The sequence below is a fragment of the Ruoffia sp. FAM 20857 genome, assembly GCF_045528645.1.
Lineage (GTDB): Bacteria > Bacillota > Bacilli > Lactobacillales > Aerococcaceae > Ruoffia > Ruoffia halotolerans.
This window is the reverse complement of the sequence record NZ_JBGQRB010000046.1, coordinates 1-17,093: the sequence shown is the minus strand read 5'-3', so window position 1 is coordinate 17,093 and position 17,093 is coordinate 1. Positions and strand designations below refer to the sequence as shown.

The 17,093-nt window shown below is 34.4% G+C and carries 16 protein-coding genes; 7 read left to right on the top strand and 9 right to left on the bottom strand.

Annotated elements, in window-relative coordinates; all coding sequences use genetic code 11:
• A partial coding sequence (locus ACEN4N_RS09580; RefSeq protein WP_407089874.1) for a transposase occupies positions 1–140 on the top strand: 140 nt, incomplete at its 5' end.
• A 91-nt stretch (positions 141–231) separates the two neighbouring features.
• Here ACEN4N_RS09580 and gndA read toward each other — a convergent pair.
• Positions 232–1,674: an NADP-dependent phosphogluconate dehydrogenase gene (gene gndA / locus ACEN4N_RS09575; protein WP_338488683.1), complete on the bottom strand. Its 1,443-nt coding sequence runs from the start codon at positions 1,672–1,674 to the stop codon at positions 232–234.
• 205 nt (positions 1,675–1,879) lie between these two features.
• Between gndA and ACEN4N_RS09570 the strand changes: the two genes are divergently transcribed.
• Positions 1,880–2,047, top strand: a complete 168-nt coding sequence (locus tag ACEN4N_RS09570; RefSeq protein WP_138403682.1) for a DUF4044 domain-containing protein — start codon at positions 1,880–1,882, stop codon at positions 2,045–2,047.
• Between the two features lie 55 nt (positions 2,048–2,102).
• Here the strand turns inward: ACEN4N_RS09570 and ACEN4N_RS09565 are convergent, their stop codons facing one another.
• The 4 genes from ACEN4N_RS09565 to rpmG form a co-directional block, all read right to left on the bottom strand.
• Complete coding sequence (locus tag ACEN4N_RS09565; protein ID WP_407090681.1) at positions 2,103–2,498, bottom strand: rhodanese-like domain-containing protein; 396 nt, start codon at positions 2,496–2,498, stop codon at positions 2,103–2,105.
• Positions 2,499–2,546: 48 nt separating this feature from the next.
• Complete coding sequence (locus ACEN4N_RS09560; protein ID WP_407090682.1) at positions 2,547–3,242, bottom strand: rhomboid family intramembrane serine protease; 696 nt, start codon at positions 3,240–3,242, stop codon at positions 2,547–2,549.
• Positions 3,226–3,816: a 5-formyltetrahydrofolate cyclo-ligase gene (locus ACEN4N_RS09555; RefSeq protein ID WP_407090683.1), complete on the bottom strand. Its 591-nt coding sequence runs from the start codon at positions 3,814–3,816 to the stop codon at positions 3,226–3,228. The genes ACEN4N_RS09560 and ACEN4N_RS09555 overlap by 17 nt, the downstream gene beginning before the upstream one ends.
• A 168-nt stretch (positions 3,817–3,984) precedes the next feature.
• Entirely contained in the window at positions 3,985–4,137 is a 153-nt protein-coding gene (rpmG, locus tag ACEN4N_RS09550; RefSeq protein ID WP_138403678.1) for a 50S ribosomal protein L33, read from the bottom strand.
• 254 nt (positions 4,138–4,391) lie between these two features.
• Between rpmG and ACEN4N_RS09545 the strand changes: the two genes are divergently transcribed.
• Both ACEN4N_RS09545 and ACEN4N_RS09540 read left to right on the top strand, forming a co-directional pair.
• On the top strand, positions 4,392–4,790 hold the full coding sequence (locus ACEN4N_RS09545; protein WP_407090684.1) for a hypothetical protein: 399 nt from the start codon (positions 4,392–4,394) through the stop codon (positions 4,788–4,790).
• 13 nt (positions 4,791–4,803) lie between these two features.
• The gene (locus ACEN4N_RS09540) at positions 4,804–5,454 is read left to right on the top strand and encodes a hypothetical protein (protein ID WP_407094136.1); all 651 of its coding nucleotides are present in this window, start codon (positions 4,804–4,806) and stop codon (positions 5,452–5,454) included.
• Between the two features lie 96 nt (positions 5,455–5,550).
• On the opposite strand, the gene ACEN4N_RS09535 is transcribed toward ACEN4N_RS09540, so the two are convergent.
• Entirely contained in the window at positions 5,551–7,671 is a 2,121-nt protein-coding gene (locus tag ACEN4N_RS09535; protein WP_407094135.1) for a peptidoglycan D,D-transpeptidase FtsI family protein, read from the bottom strand.
• Positions 7,672–7,863: 192 nt separating this feature from the next.
• Between ACEN4N_RS09535 and ACEN4N_RS09530 the strand changes: the two genes are divergently transcribed.
• Both ACEN4N_RS09530 and ACEN4N_RS09525 read left to right on the top strand, forming a co-directional pair.
• The gene (locus ACEN4N_RS09530; RefSeq protein ID WP_407094134.1) at positions 7,864–10,527 is read left to right on the top strand and encodes a YfhO family protein; all 2,664 of its coding nucleotides are present in this window, start codon (positions 7,864–7,866) and stop codon (positions 10,525–10,527) included.
• Between the two features lie 149 nt (positions 10,528–10,676).
• Positions 10,677–11,576 carry a DUF1189 family protein gene (locus ACEN4N_RS09525; RefSeq protein ID WP_407090688.1) on the top strand — a complete coding sequence of 300 codons (900 nt, stop codon included), beginning with the start codon at positions 10,677–10,679 and terminating at the stop codon, positions 11,574–11,576.
• Between the two features lie 53 nt (positions 11,577–11,629).
• On the opposite strand, the gene ACEN4N_RS09520 is transcribed toward ACEN4N_RS09525, so the two are convergent.
• On the bottom strand, positions 11,630–12,946 hold the full coding sequence (locus tag ACEN4N_RS09520; protein ID WP_407090689.1) for a DEAD/DEAH box helicase: 1,317 nt from the start codon (positions 12,944–12,946) through the stop codon (positions 11,630–11,632).
• Between the two features lie 179 nt (positions 12,947–13,125).
• Here ACEN4N_RS09520 and zwf point away from each other — a divergent pair, with 179 nt between their 5' ends.
• Positions 13,126–14,565 carry a glucose-6-phosphate dehydrogenase gene (zwf, locus tag ACEN4N_RS09515; RefSeq protein ID WP_407090690.1) on the top strand — a complete coding sequence of 480 codons (1,440 nt, stop codon included), beginning with the start codon at positions 13,126–13,128 and terminating at the stop codon, positions 14,563–14,565.
• A 53-nt stretch (positions 14,566–14,618) separates the two neighbouring features.
• On the opposite strand, the gene ACEN4N_RS09510 is transcribed toward zwf, so the two are convergent.
• Positions 14,619–15,599, bottom strand: a complete 981-nt coding sequence (locus ACEN4N_RS09510) for a DHH family phosphoesterase (protein WP_407090691.1) — start codon at positions 15,597–15,599, stop codon at positions 14,619–14,621.
• 23 nt (positions 15,600–15,622) lie between these two features.
• The gene (locus ACEN4N_RS09505; protein ID WP_407090692.1) at positions 15,623–16,942 is read right to left on the bottom strand and encodes a DRTGG domain-containing protein; all 1,320 of its coding nucleotides are present in this window, start codon (positions 16,940–16,942) and stop codon (positions 15,623–15,625) included.
• Between the last annotated feature and the right edge of the window lie 151 nt (positions 16,943–17,093).

Here is a 17,093-nt window from a genome sequence, read left to right as displayed (position 1 = left end):
ATAATAAAATTAAAGTATTGAAACGAACAGCCTACGGCTATCGAAATTACAGTCATTTTAGAGACCGTATTTTACTTATGACGCGATTATATGTCCCTCAGACAAATAAAAAAGATCAAGCAACAACTTATGCTGCTTGATCTTGATTAAAATGAGTCATCAACCCTATTTGACAAAGAGCCAATGTTTACGGCCGAAATCTCATGTGATATTAATTTGTAATGAAACATATTACCAATCGATTTCTTCTTCTTTACCTTCGTTCCATAAGAAGTGGAATGTTCCTTCTTTGTCCACACGGTTATATGTGTGTGCACCGAAGAAGTCACGTTGTGCTTGAATAATATTCGCAGGTAAAACTTCTGAACGATATGAATCGTAATATGCAATAGCTGCTGAGAATGTTGGTACTGGAATTCCTGCTGCGATTGCTTTAGAAACTACCCCTCTTACGGCACTGTTATTTTTCGTTACAATGTCTAAGAAGTAATCATCCAACATTAAGTTTTGTAAGTCTGCATTTTTTTCGTACGCATCAGTAATGTTTTGTAAGAATTTAGCACGGATAATACATCCTTCACGCCAGATCTTAGCGATTTCACCGTATGGTAAGTTCCATTCATTTTCTTCACTTGCTGCACGTAATTGAGCAAATCCTTGAGCATAACTCATGATTTTACTGAAGTATAACGCTTTACGAATCAATTCGATAAAGTCTTTCTTTTCTTCTTCAGTCACTTCCATTTCTGCTTCAATCGCAGGAATAATCTTACTTGCTTTAACACGTTCCTCTTTTTGAGCTGAGATGAAACGAGCAAATACAGATTCAGTAATTAATGATAATGGCTCACCTAGGTCTAGTGCACTTTGCGAAGTCCATTTACCTGTCCCTTTGTTTCCTGCACGGTCCATGATCACTTCGACCATTGCTTTACCAGTTTCTGGATCCGTAGTTTTTAGAATATGTGATGTAATTTCCATTAAGAAACTATCTAACTCACCATTATTCCATTCAGTAAAGATGTCACCAATTTCTTGAGCAGACATACCTAAACCACGGTGCATAATGTCATATGATTCTGCAATTAATTGCATATCTCCATATTCAATACCATTATGAACCATCTTCACATAGTGTCCTGCACCATCAGCACCAATGTATGTTACACATGGTTGACCATCTTCAGCTTTAGCTGAGATTGCTTCTAAGATATCTTTGACTAAAGCATAAGCTTCTTCTTGGCCACCTGGCATGATTGACGGTCCAAAACGTGCCCCTTCTTCACCACCAGAAATTCCTGCACCAATAAAGTTAATGCCTGAATCTGCTAAATATTCATTACGACGAATTGTATCTTTAAAGAACGTATTCCCACCATCAATTAAAATATCGTCTTTATCTAAATGAGGTAATAAATTTTCAATTGTTGCGTCTGTACCTTTACCAGCTTGAACCATTAATAAAATTTTACGTGGTTTTTCCAATGAATTAACGAATTCTTCAATGTCATATGTTGCCACTAAATTCTTATCTGGATTTTCGTCAACAACTTCTGTTGTTTTCCAATCCGTACGGTTATAAAGTGAAACAGAGTAGCCACGGCTTTCAATATTTAATGCGATATTACGACCCATTACGGCCATACCCACTACACCAATTTGTTGTTTTGTCATGTTTATTTGCCTCCTTATGATTCCTTTACTATTTTAGCAGATTTTATTAGAATATTAAAGGTTTACATCTATATTTAAATATTTGATGAGAAATATATTATTCAATACTTATTTATAGTCTATTCATAATTGTTCTCTATGATTGATTTGACGTTTTTTATATTTACAATTATAATAATGGCTACAAAAGTGAGGGATATGCAATATGGCTAAATCGAAAAAAAGAAATTGGAATAAACTTGCGGCTCAATCGAATAAAGGTAAAAAATCAAAGATGGATCGAATTGTTAGATTTGTCGCAATTGCAATGGTAGTAATTATGCTAGCTTCAGTTGTTATAAGTTTAATGGTTAGTTTATCTACATTTAACTAAAGCAAAAGACACGTCACATCTTTTCAGATGTAGCGTGTCTTTTTTCAATAGTCGATTATAGTTCTGATTTAACTTTTCCAGTCCAACTTGAAAAGCCACCTTTTAAGATATAAATCTTATCATAGCCTTCTTTTTTTAAGATATTGGCTGCTCTTGATGCATAATTCAATGCATCATCATATAAATACACAGGTTTATCCTTACGGATTTCTCTGAATCTTTGCTTAAACTGTGACATCGGTATACTTCTTGCTCCTAATATATGATTAGCATCAAATTCTGGTGTTTCTCTCACATCAATAATTTGAACTTTACGGATGTTCTCTCTAATCTCATGACTTTCAGCCATTTCTGCGGATTGTTTACGCATCACCCATAATACTAACAAATAAATCCCATAAGCAACTAAACCGATAGCGATTAACGCTAAAAGAAATAATAAAATATTCATTTCCTACCTGACTCCTCTATTTTCATTTATTATCATTTATTTAAAATATTAACTTAAAATCCGATTACGACCGATAAATACTAGTATCAGTGCGATCACGAGCATAGCTAAAATAGCTAGTAGACGATTTATCCTTGTTAATGTTCGCTTTGATCCAAAACCAACCGCAAACGTCATTAAAGCACCAAATATCGTCCCACCAAGATGTCCCCAATTATCAATTCCTGATGTAAATAAACCATTCAAGAAATTCAATACTAGTAAAACTGTGAATGTACTCGCCCTTTGTTTAAATATGGGTGAATCTGGGTTTAAATACGCTAACACTAAGTAACTCGCAAACATCCCAAATATTGCCGTGGATGCCCCTGCAGAAACATTCACGTTAAATGCAAAGGAAAATAAGTTTCCCCCAATCGCCGAAATTAAGTAAATTAATGCAAATTTACCGTGACCGTGTATCTTCTCTAAATCCATACCTAAAAAATACAATGAAATTCCATTCATTAAAATATGTGAAAAACCGATATGGATGAAGGCCGCAGTTAATAGTCGCCACCATTCATTAAAGATAATCACCGCGGGTGAAAAGTTGGCTCCCATCTCAAGTAATGCCATAATATCCGTTGTTGTATGATACTTTAATAGCATAAATACGTAGACAGCGACATTAATACCTAAAAATATATAGGTCATAAATGGTCTATATTGCTTTTGATTATACACTTTAAATTGATTGTTCATCAAATTCTCCTTTTCCTGGAATAATCAGCTTTTTAATCGGAATATCGTGCGCCTCAACCTTCCATGATACATTAGGGTAAAGTTGCTCATTAAAGATGAGTGACACGGTATCGATATTAGCACCTGCAAGGGCTCTATCATAATAGCCTCCACCGAAACCAATCCGATAGCCATTCTCTTGATAAGAAACACCTGGGACGATTAATAAATCAATCTCTTCTATATGAATGCTTTTTGCATCACTTTTCGGTTGTCTGATTTTTCTTTGAACCGTTTCTAATTGAGTTTCGTCTTGATATTCACGAAAGCTTAATTGATAATTAGCTTCTATTCTAGGCAAATATAATGAACTATTTGTTAATTTAAATATCTCTTCCATAATTAATGGCGTGTTAATTTCAGGATGAAAACCGTAATAAAAACCAATCGATTGAAATTGATTAGCATTTATATAATTGATTAATTGCTCGCTTAAATTGGCTTCTAGCTTCTTGCGATGATTTTCATCCATGGCTTTCAGTGAAGCGAGCGTTGAACGTCGAATTTTTACCTTTTCACTTATATTATCTCTCATTTGTATCCGCTCTCCTCCCATGCACTCATGTATTCTACCATAGTTTGCCCCTAGTAAACCATAGTAATTCAGTTAAATTACATGATGCTTTTAATGGATTAAAATATAAGCAAAAAAATACAGAGATCCTCGATTTCTCGATGAATCTCTGTATCGTGTTATATAGACTTATTTTTTAACTTCTCTGTGAAGTGTAACTTTGCGATCACGAGGGCAATATTTATTTTTCTCTAAACGATCAGGGTTGTTACGACGGTTTTTATTTGTTAAGTAATTACGTTCTCCACACTCAGTACATTCTAAATTAATATTAATGCGCATTATTATCCCTCCAAACTTAATTGAGTTTTGATTTTTAATGTATTCTCTATACAATACCAAAATATTATATCACAAAATGTGCAAGTAACAAATATTATTTTCAAAAAACTCTTTATATTTTGCTCTTTTCCATATATATTGGTAAAATGAATTTAAATTATTACGAATCTGTAACATGCTTAGAGTTGAATCTTGTTGCAGATTTGATAAAATTATATGAAGTAAGAATACAAACTCACGGAAAGAGGTGCTTTATGGACATTTGGATTTTAGTCATTGCCTTATTAGTCATTGCAATTATCTTATTAATTGCTTCATTCTTCGCAGGAGATGACCAAGATGTTACTGAGCAAATGAATGAATATACAGTTCAACAATCAGAAGAGTTATACGCAATCAAAACTCGTTTAGCTGAACTTGAAAAATCTCAAAACACACCATATAACGAAACAGTTGTATATAATTCAACTGATGAAGTATACGATGAAGAACTTGTAGAATCACAAGAGATAGAAGAAGTTTCAGATAATCAACACGAAATGATTATCCGTCTTTACTCTCAAGGTTATACAATGCATGAAATCAGTCAAGAAGTTCAATTGAACTCAGTAACGATTCAAAAAGTTATTGACGATTATATTGAAAATCGTTAGAAAGGAACATTCGATGAAAAAAAACACATTACGTTCATTAGGTATCGGATTTCTTTCTGCCGGCATTTTATCAGGCGCTTTCGCCATTTTTGTTCAAGGTCAAGCCCCAGTTGAAGGGTTACAAGTTAACTCTCTACTCGGCTCTGGCGATCAAGAGCAGATAAGTCAATATGAAGAACAAGTAAGTTCTTTAGTTGTAGAGCGTGATTCATTAAATGAATCACTATCTTCTGGAGGTAATCAAGACGAATCATCTGCGCAAAAACAGATAAGCAGCTTAACAGAAGCTAACGAATCACTTGTTGCTCAACTTGATAATACTGGCACGGAAACAAATAACGATGAATCTGATACAGAGACAACGGACATTGGTACTGACACAGATACTGAAGCTGATAATTCAGTTTCAGAAACAGGTGAAGTAACCGAAGCTCAACCAGACTTAGAAGGCAGCTTCACGATTGCTTCAGGCGAAGCATCTAGTGAAATTGCTGCTCGACTAGAATCAGACGGATTTATTGACTCAGCTGACGAATTCCAAAGCTTATTAGATGAGTGGGATTTAAATGCTGTGATCCAAGCCGGAGATTTTGAATTGAATTCTGATATGAGTATTCACGATATCGCTTCAATGATTACAGATGGAGCATATTACTACTATTAATATAAAGAATTTAGCTTTGTGGATTAAATTTTACCCACAAAGCTTTTTTTGTACAAAGAAACACCCACTTCCATTTAGAAAGTGGGTGTGTTTCTATTAGTTAATTTCTTGAGTAGCTGGACTATCTAAGTATGTTTCAATTGTCCCACTTGTTTCAGCTTGCATTTCGAAATAAGCGTTCATAACTTGGTGGGCAACACGAGTACTTTCACGTCCCCAGTTTTCTTCTTCTAAATATGGAATAACTACTGAAATAGCAATTTCTGGATCATCAAATGGTGCAAAACCAATATATGTCGCGTTAGTTACCGGTTGATTTTGTGCATATTGGATCGGGCCAGAATAGAATGCCTCTGTAGTCCCTGTCTTAGATCCAACTTCAATTGGGTAATTCATGAATAGATAACGCGCAGTGCCGTCAAGTGTGTGCGATACTTGTCTCATCCCTTCATGAATTCGCTCCATCGCTGCTTCATCAATTGGTATAACATTCATGATTTCAGTTTCATTCGATGATTTAACAGAACCTAATTCTCCATTCGCATCCGTTCCACGTATTTCTTTAACTAGTCTAGGTGCATAACGTATACCGCCATTAGCGATAGTTGCTGCGTATTGTCCTAATTGTAAAGGTGTATGCAGGTCAAATTGTCCATAGGATAAATCGAGTGCACTTACAAGTTGATCACTTTCTGGACTAAATCCAGCTGATTCAACAGGCAAGTCAATTCCGGTAGTTGTTCCTAAACCAAACTGAGCTAAATAATCACGTATGATATTGATTGTGTTATCATGAATAGATAAGCGGTCATTTTCTTCATAAGTCATCTGCCCACCAATCATCATCGCTAATTTAATCATATAAATATTCGATGATTTTTGTAAAGCTTCAATATCATCAATTGGCATTTCGCCAGTACGGTTAAATACTGATGTTTTTACTTGTGAGGCTTGGAATTTCAACGGCTCATCCACTAGGATATTATTATCTAAAGAAATAACATTTTCCATGTAACCTGTAGCTACCATGGCAGGTTTTATACTTGACCCCATACCATAACTCGTATTAATCGCTCCAAGTGTATCATCAACGATTTTGTCCGTATAATAAGAATCTGTATCTTCATTGTATTCAAATCGTTTTCCTGAGATACCTAAGATATCCCCGTTTTTTGGATTTGATGCAACGATGTATACACGGTCATTCAGTCCTTGTTGTTCCATCGTTCTCAATGAATTTTCAGCAATTTCATCTAGTTTACTTTGGAATTCAGAATTGATTGTCAGAACCAAATTATCCCCTTTAGTTCCTTTATATAACATATCATTTTCTAAGATATCATCTGAAGAATCTGTCACAAAGTTAAATAATGATTTTGTACCTTTTAGGGCATTCTCATATTCTTGTTCAAGATAACTCATTCCAACACGGTCATTCATAGCATAACCACGACGAAGTAATTCTGGAGCTAATTCACTTGGTATACCGCCCTGTTCAGTTGAAACTTGACCGAAGATCGATCTAAGCATTTCTCCCATTGGATATACACGTTGCCAATCGGTCCCAATACTAATACCAGGCAATTGACTTAATTGTTCAGATACACGTGCAACCTCTTCTTTTGTCACATTTTGATTTTTCACTGTGACGGTCGATAAGGCATAGGCACTATTCATTTGTTTAAATAATGCCGCAATCTTCATTTCAGCGTTACTAAATTGAATATCTTCATCCGTAACGTATTCCAATTGGACGCTATATAACTCAGGTCCAGGCAATAATAACTCATCTTCAGTTAAACGACTATTAACTAAGTCTTCATTCTTAATAATGAAATAATCTTTTAAATCACGTTCAGTTAAATTAGACGTTGGAACTTCAATTAATGAAGCAAGTTGTGTTGCAATATCTACTATATCTTGAGCCGACACTCTTGAATCACGATCACGTGTATAAAGAATGGCTTGCTCCGGTCTATTACCCACTAAAATATTCCCATTACTATCGTACATCATCCCTCTGGGTACTGAACCAGTTGATAACGTTGATTCGGTTCGTTCTACCATATTGGAGTAACGTTCACCACTATATAATTGAATATATCCTAATCGGATAAATAACACAGTAAACACCAAAAACGAAATAAAAAACAAGAGATTCAATCGTCCAGGTATATGCGAACGTGTTTTCTTTTGCTTTATTTTGTAAAGTGCCATTTATCTTCTCCCCTCTAATAGTTTAAATTCACCTGATTATTATATCAAACAATTAATCAAAATTGTATCAAAGCCAAAGAGTAACATCAATCTTTATTTAATCTTCATAAATTTTACACACTAAAAAGATGATTACCAGATTTTTCTTTGTTAGTATATGATAGGATTATTAATTTCGTTAGGAGTCACAAAATGATAAATAAATTTAAACCATATTTATTAAATAGTTTTTTTGTATCGATTTTCTTTATCGGGCTTGCAATAGTTTTTCAATTTGCGCCTTTTGGTAAAGATACAATGCTTACTGTTGATTTAGGTCAACAATATATTGATTTCTTTAGTATGTATAAAGAAACTTTAACCCATTCGCCTGAAATGCTCCTTTACAGCTTTGAAAAAGCGATAGGTGGAGAAATGATAGGTTTATGGGCATACTACTTGTTGAGTCCCTTTAATTTGATTTTTTTATTATTTAACGAGTCAAACTTTGAAATAGCAGTAACGTTAATTACTTACCTCAAATTACTGGCAAGTAGCTTAACATTTATGTACTTCTCGCGTCAGAAATATGACTTAAGTACGCTTCCATCAATCATTTTTAGCTTATCCTATACTTTCATGAGTTATACCATTGTGTATCAGTTAAATATAATGTGGTTAGATGGCTTAGTATTATTACCGCTTATTGCCTTAGGTTTGGATCAATTAATAAGTGGAAAGAGTCGCTTACTTTATGTTGGTTCGTTAGCAATTATGTTAATTGCGAATTATTATATCGCTTATATGATTTGTCTTTTCTTAGCAATATATGCACTCTTTGTCATCGTCGAAAAACAAAATGCATTCAACATTAAAGAAACGATTGTCTCATACTTCCGATTTGGAATTCATTCAATCATCGCAGCTTTAATAGCTGGAATTACCCTTATTCCGATCTATGTCTCTCTAACCCAAAACAAAGGAAGTTACATGGAATTTGAGTTAGATTGGGAAGTTGCTCATACAATTCAAGATATTGCGTCAAAACTATTCGTTGGTAGTTTCAACTTTGATGAAATGTCTTCAGGTTCTCCTAATATCTATGCTGGGATGTTAGTTATCTTCTTTGTAGGTCTTTTCTTTATTAATAAAAAAATTAAATTGTCTGAAAAAATCGTTGCGATATTGATTTTTACAGTGTTTGGACTTTCTTTTAGATTTGATTTATTTAATAAACTTTGGCATGGCGGACAATTCCCAATTTGGTATCACTTTAGATTCTCGTTCACGACAAGTTTCTTTCTACTTGTAATGGCCATTAAAGCCTTTAAGAACCAACCAAAGCATTTCCCGCTTGGTGTATTAATTACTGCCATTGTTGCGATGGCTTTATTCTCTGGTTATTATTTATGGATTGATGAATATACTTTCTTAAATAATATTAACATCTTTATTTCTCTGGCTTTCTTCTTGGCCTTTGTCGTAATTAATCAATTAGAAAGACCTAAAAAAATCATTCTAAACTCGATACTGTTAATATTTGTCTTTAGCGAACTATTCATTAATGCGTATATTATTATGTCAGATATTAATTATGTACAACAATCGAAATTTGAAGATTATACTGAAACACTAAACCAAAGTTTAGCTGGTTTACGTCATCCAAATAATGATTTCTATCGAATAAACAAAACATTTATGCGTACTAAAAACGAAGCGATGTATACACACTATAGTGGTATGGATCACTTTGGCTCTACCATCGAAGCGCATGTCCCTGAGTTATATGGTTATCTTGGCTTACCTGATGGTAATGGCTTTGCAACCTATACTAACGGCACGCTATTCTTAGATGATTTCTTTAATATTCGTTATTTCTTAGCCCCAACGACGAATTCGAGCGAACACACAGCGGACGAAGGTTATGTCTTATATCCAGAAGCCACTGATTTAGATATGGAATTCCACCCTATCTCGACTCAATATTCAAGGGTAAAAGTATACGAAAACGAAAGAAACTTTGGTATTGGCATGGAAGTGAGTTCAAATATTGCCAATGATGGAATTGATTTTACATCACATAGACCTATTGAAAACCAAGAATTATTATTAAGTCTCATAGATTATAACGGTAATGGCGCTCCTTACTTTACAGAGCATGACTTTACGGATGTCACTTATGAAAATGTCGAAGTAAGGGATACCGGAGATGGAGATTATTATACATATGTTGATACAACAGAAAACGATGCGCAAACACCGAGAATCCGTTGGCATTTTGAAACAACTAGTCGAAACCCATACTACTTTAGTATACCAAGTCAGTTCTCAAGTAAGAATGTTTCGTTTGATTTAAACTCTAATCATTATCGATTCTATTCACCATTTAGGAGACGTCAAGTTTACAACGCCAGTTATGACACTGTTCGTGAAGATCAATACTTTGATGTAGAGCTTGAGGAAGAAGAATTGCAAGCAAATTTACTTGAATTATACGAATTTGACTTAGAGCGTTATGAAGAGATGATGGATACTAAAGAAGATAATAAGTTTAATGTGACCCAGTCTAGTCACAATCACATCAAAGGAAATATTTCCATTGAACAAGATGACGCTTATGTCTTATTCACGATCCCTTATGATGCAGCTTGGGACATAACTGTGGATGGCACAAGTGTTGAACCGGTAAGTGTATTAAGTGATACTTTAATGGCGATACCTATGACAAGTGGTCAACACAATGTTGAATTAACTTACTTCCCTCGTTCGATTGTCTTTGGAGGCATATCGAGCTTGATTGGTATAATCAGTTTAGTAGGTATTATTTATTGGGATAGAAAGACCTCTCAAAAAAATATCAGCGTGGAAACTGACTAAATTCAGATCATACATAAATAACTTGAGTACACATTGATTTAATATAAATAAGTTACTATTTAAAGAAAGGCAAAGTCATAAATTTACTTGATAATTCAATTGACTTTGGTATGATAAATTAATGAATTTAATTAGTAAAGGACGGTTCAATGAAGAAAATATTTAATTTACTTAAACTAGGGTTAAAGAACCCTCGCTATTATATTGAATCGATAAATGTGCCGTGGAAATATATTCATTTGGTTGCTTTTGGTTCGATATTAGCAATGACACTAGCGATGTTTGTTAATATTATTCCAGTTTTTTCACAAATTTCAGATGACTTCTCTAACGCTGTTGAGTATATTCCAGAGTATTCTTTATCAGAAGGAACTTTGAATATAGCTGAAGGAGAAAAACCACTCTATTATCAATCCGATTCAGTGCAAATTGTCATTGATGATTCCGTCAATACAGAAATGGGCTTTGAAACTGAAATTCCCGCTGAACAAAGAGAAATGTTGATGCCTAGTTCCCCTTTTGGGATCTTTATTATTGAGGATTACGCCTTTCTAACTGTTGGTGAGGTTGTTCAAGAAATCCCAGGTTATGATTATCTTTTTGCAAACAATCATCGCTTTGAATTATTCTTAAATTATATTGTTGAAGAATCATTTTCAATTAATACAATGATGTTTGTAGTAATGCTAGTGACTGCTTTCTTCGTTTACTGGTTCCAAATTATATTAATCAGTATTATGGCTGGTTTCTTTAATGTTCGACTGACTAGAGCCATTAATTTCAAAGCAAGACTGAAGTTAACAGTTGTAATCTCATTTGTGCCAATTCTATTACTGGAGTTAATGTCGATACTGATTCCGGGATTCGTCGCAACACAGTTTACTTTAGCTGCTATTACTTTATTCCTATTGTATCTTGCTTTTAAAAACCATACTAAATTTATTCATACTATTATGAATAACCTTGATGAAATCGATACAATCGATTTAGACTTTAAAGATGATACTGAGAGTCAAGACAACGATGACAATAATGATGAAGAAAAATAAATTTAACAAAATTAAAACCAGCTTCCACTAAAATTTGGAAAGCTGGTTTTTTGTTATTTCTTGCGGCTATTTTGTCGTGCTTGTGTTCGTTTATGTGATTGGATTTGTCGATCTAATTTTTTTTTATAGCCTGGTTTTACTTTACGTTTTTTATTACGTTGAATCATACCTTTAATCACAGTATCTTCATTTTTCTTTTTGTCTTCACGTTTTGCACGAGCATTTCTAGCTTTAACTTCTCTAATTTCACCTTTTATGATGTCAACGTGCTCAAATTCAATCCCTTTTTTCTCTAAAGTATGAATGTCACGTTCATTGTCAGGCTCAATTAAAGTATAAGCAACACCTTTAATATTGTTACGTCCGGTACGACCAACTCGGTGGATAAAGAATTCTAATTCAGTAGGAATTTCCATATTAATAACCATAGACGTTCCTGGAATATCAATACCACGGGCAGCTAAATCTGTCGCGACGACATATTGGAATTCTAGATCACGAATTTGTCGCATCACTCTTTTACGTTCTCTAGGTGTTAGTCCGCCATGAATCGTCGCTACTTTTAGTCCCTTATTTTTTAAGAAATGACTGACTTCATCGGCATATTGCTTTGTGTTACAGAAGATCAGTGCTAAATATGGCTCACCCATTGTTAGTAAGGAATAAGCTATCTCCGCTCTATCTCTGCCCCGCGTATAGATTAAGTAATTCTCAATCATATCAGCGATTACACCTTGATTATCGATTTCGATTACTTTTGGTGCCGTCATATATTTATTTAAGAACACTTCTAATGTTTGAGGGATTGTTGCTGAGAAAACCATGATTTGTAATTCTTCCGGCATTCTTGAGGCAATCTCGTCTACTATCGATAAAAATCCTAAATCCATTGTCATGTCAGCTTCATCAACAACGAATGTTTTGGTTGATTGAACCCAAAGTGCATTTTCAGACATTAAGTCGAAAATTCTCCCCGGAGTACCAATAACTAATTGAGGTTGTTCATTATTTTGTAATTTCTCAAGTTGACGTTGCTTATCAGTACCTCCGATATAACGCACGACTTTGATTGGTTTTTCTGAAAATTCAGCAAGTTGAATTGCTACATTATATAATTGTTCTGCTAATTCTCTACTTGGTGCAGTAACTACTGCTTGGACTTCATTTGCATCTGCATCAATTTGGTTTAAGATGGGCACTAAAAAACTATGTGTTTTTCCTGAGCCGGTTTGGGATTGAACAATTAAACTTTGTCCATCTAAAGCTTGTGGAATAACTTCTTCTTGAACAGGCGTTAAAGTTTCAAAGTGAATGTCTAATAACGCATCTTGAATAAATTGTTTCAATGGTAATTCTTTAAATAATTTCATAATATACTCCTTTCACTGTACTTTTTACTAACATGTCAAATTATACAAGTATCGGTTAAAAAAAACAAACCATAGTAATATTAGAATAAAATGAACAAATTATTAGATTTTTTTCTCCTTAAATTGTAACTAGGTCATTTTTAAGCTATAATATTGGTTGTTACAGATGGAGGGATTTCATGGAAAAATATCGTTTACTCATTACATTGTTCGGAGCTACGGGTGATTTAGCTGCCCGTAAGTTATTTCCAGCAATATATCGATTATACAAAAACAATTATATATCTGAACATTTTGCATTAATAGGAACTGCTCGTCGCCCTTGGACAGACGATTATTTGCGTGAGGTAGTCCTAAACAGTATTAAAAATGAAATTGATGACCAAGCACATGCTGAAGAATTTGCATCACACTTCTATTATCAATCACACGATGTGAATGATGAAGATGAGTATCATAATTTACAAGAATTAGCTTTAGAGTTAGAGGAAAAGTATCAAACACAAGGGAATCGAATCTTCTATATCTCACTCTCGCCTAGTCTATTCCCTATAATTACGCAGCATATTAAAGGTTCTGGCTTAGCTACGGAACAAGGTTATAACAGATTAATTATCGAAAAACCATTCGGAAATGACTTTAATTCAGCCAATGAATTACAAGAACAACTTCAAGTTTCTTTTGAAGAAAATGAAATTTACCGTATTGACCATTATTTAGGAAAAGGTTTTGTTAAGTCACTCCTAAATTTACGCTTTAGTAACATCATGTTAAAGTCAATTTGGAATAAAGAGAATATCGATCATGTTCAAATTACGCTTGCTGAAGAAGTTGGTGTTGAAGATCGTGGTGACTACTATGAAAATAGTGGTGTATCTAAAGACATGATACAAAATCATGCACTTCAAATGCTTTCATTAGTTGCTATGAACGAACCAAAGGACGATGAGCCTGAGTCGATTCGTCAAGAAAAAATTCATATCTTAAAAAATCTACATCAATATGATTCTGTTGCTGAATTACAAGAAAATGTCGTTCGAGGCCAATATGGAGCGAGCGAATCCAATGAGTACAAAGCATACCGTGATGAAGATAAGGTAGATGCTGAGTCAACCACTGAAACATATTTCGCAGCCAAAGTTTTAATTGATTTACCAGAATGGGAAGGTACACCTTTCTATATTCGCTCTGGAAAGCGACTAGAAGGAAAATATACAACGATTCATGTCCAGTTTAAAGCAACTAAAGAAGGTGTACCTAGCAATAGATTAATGATTGAAATTAATCCAGACCTAGCTTATCGACTTTATTTAAATCAAGAAACGATCGGTTATACTAATGAATTAAAACAAATTGAATTGTCATACTCACCAGATGAGGAAGAAATTAATGCAATGCCTGCAGATTACGAGCGTCTAATCTTAGCATGTATTCAAGGGAATTTAAATAACTTTAATCACTGGCTTGAAGTTGCACATGATTGGAAATTTGTTGATAATATTCAGCGATTATGGAAAGAGGCACCGAAACCTGATTTTCCAAACTATCCAGCAATGTCTAGTGGGCCAAAAGCTGCTGATGATCTCATTAATAAACAAGGCTTTGATTGGTTTGATTAAATAAAATACAAAGTAAAAGACCAAGTTGACTCAAAATCAACTTGGTCTTTTCTCTATTCACTTATGTTATCTAAATATTCTTGCGCTGCTTTCCCTAAATCCTCTAATAATTGACTCATTTCCTCTTTGCTATAGACCGAGGCACCACTTGCTTTAGGATGGCCTCCACCATGGTATTTAGCCGCTATTTCGTTGATTGCTGGTCCTTTTGACCGCACACGAACTCTCCAATATGGATGGCTACCTTCTTGTTCAATAAATAAAGCCCAAGTATTCACACCCATTATACTCCCTGGAATTCCGACAGCGACATTCGCCTCTTCTTCAGTAATTCCGTAACGTTTTAAATCAGCTTGATTAATTATGATGTGAGCCACACCATTGTCTGTAATTTCTAATTGGTCTAAGACAAAGCCTTGAAATTTCGCTTGTTCCATTGATTTTGTATTGAATCGGTCATTGATAATAAAGTGATCAATCCCTTGTTTAAGTAACTCTGCTGCTGTTGTTAGTGTTGTCGCACTTGTTGAATCATATTGAAAACGTCCAGTATCGCCGACAATACCAGCATATAGCATAAATGCAGCCTCTTTTGTTAGAGGTAACGCCTCTCCCAATTCAAGTGAAATATTTGCGATAATTTCACTACATGAACTTGCTTTTGTATAAACCATTTCTAAATCGCCATAACTATCCACATCAGGATGATGGTCTATTTTTACAAGTTTTGCCCCTTTATTATACCGCTTATCTTCAATTCTAGGATAATTGGCTGTATCAACAACAATGACTAAGGCATCTTCATAATCTGAATCTGCAATCTCGTCCATGTCACCCATCCAAGATAACCCTTTTGACATCGTTCCAGCTGCTAGCACTTTTTTGTTCTCAAAAGCATTCTTAATTAGATACTTTAAGCCAAGTTGTGAGCCAAATGCATCTGGATCGGGTCTCACATGTCGATGAATAATAATTGTGTCATGTTTTTTAATGTATGTTAATAATTCTTGTACTTTCTCAGTTTCTAAATACATAGTCTATCCCTTCTATAACTCATTTACTTTGTTTCAATAACTTGGGTCGTAATAATTGCTTTTGCAACTAAAGAATTCTCGTGGAAAACATTGACTTCAATTAGGGCTGTTCGTCTATTCTGATTGAAAATATCAACTTTAAATTGAATTAAATTCCCCATTTGAATTAATTTGAAATAATGCAAATCAATCTTTTCAATAATATGATTTTGATTTGTTGTATCATAAAATTTTTGATAAGCAGAATGCGAAATTAATTCACAAAGAACACCATAAGAAATCGTTCCTAAACTGTTTAACATTTGTGGTTGGACAACAACGTGGTAGTCATACTTATGTTCTTGTGTTTTTAAGATATATTCTTCAATGTGCATAATAATATCATCTTCAAATGTATTAACAATTTGTGGTTGCTTTTGAATCATTTGAATATTACGCATAATATCTTGACGTGAGACAACGCCTATTAATTCCATATTATCTTCTATAACAGGAATCATCTCAATATCTTCACGCACCATCAGTTGTGAGACACTTGCGACAGTCATATGTTTTTGAACAGTCACTAAATCTTTAGTCATGACTCTTTCAATTAGGACTGATTCAGATTTCCCTATGAGGTCTTTCGCCGTCACAACTCCGATCAAACGGCTGTTATGATGGACTGGAAAGCGTGAAAGTCCAGATTTACGTGAAAGCTCGTAAAATGTGTTCACAGTATCTTGAGCCGTTAATGCAGGCGTTTGATCAATCGGCGTAAAGATATCGGCAATAGTCATAATTTCTTTCTTTATTTCTTGGTCTGCCATAGAACGGTTAATAATCGTCGCCACTGTAAATGAATCAAAAGGCGTCGAAATAACTGGTAATTTCTTCTCGTTAGCAAGCTCCACGATCTTATCACTCGTATCAAAGCCACCTGTAATTAGGACAGCGACATCATTCTCTAACGCCAATTGTTGAACTTCTTCCCTGTTTCCCACGATGATGAGTGAATTAGGTACAAAATATCTTTTAACGTCATTTTCTTGCATTGCGCCAATAATGAATTTATTAAGGTGACGATCTAAACCTTCTTCCCCACCTAGAACAGTTCCTTCGATTATTGAAACCATTTCATTAAAGCGTAACATTTCTGGTAAAAACTTTGATTTCTTCTCAATACGGATTGTTCCAACTCTCTCGATTGTTGAGACAATACCCAGTGTTTCAGCATCTTTAATTGCTCGGTAAGCCGTTCCTTCACTCATATTCAAATGCTTGGCGATGCCTCGAACGGATATTTTCTTGCCAATGGGAAGTGTTTCGATATATTGTAGTATTTGATCATGCTTTGTAGTCACTAAATCCCTCCAGATTAATAAAAAAGGTTCTTGAATTTTTGGTGTTGGTGAGAGAAATCTCACTGACACCTTTTTTTGTATGTACACAAAAGCCAGTGAATTCCTATATAATAAAGTTACCATACATTACTAAAAGGAGAATTCACTTGGC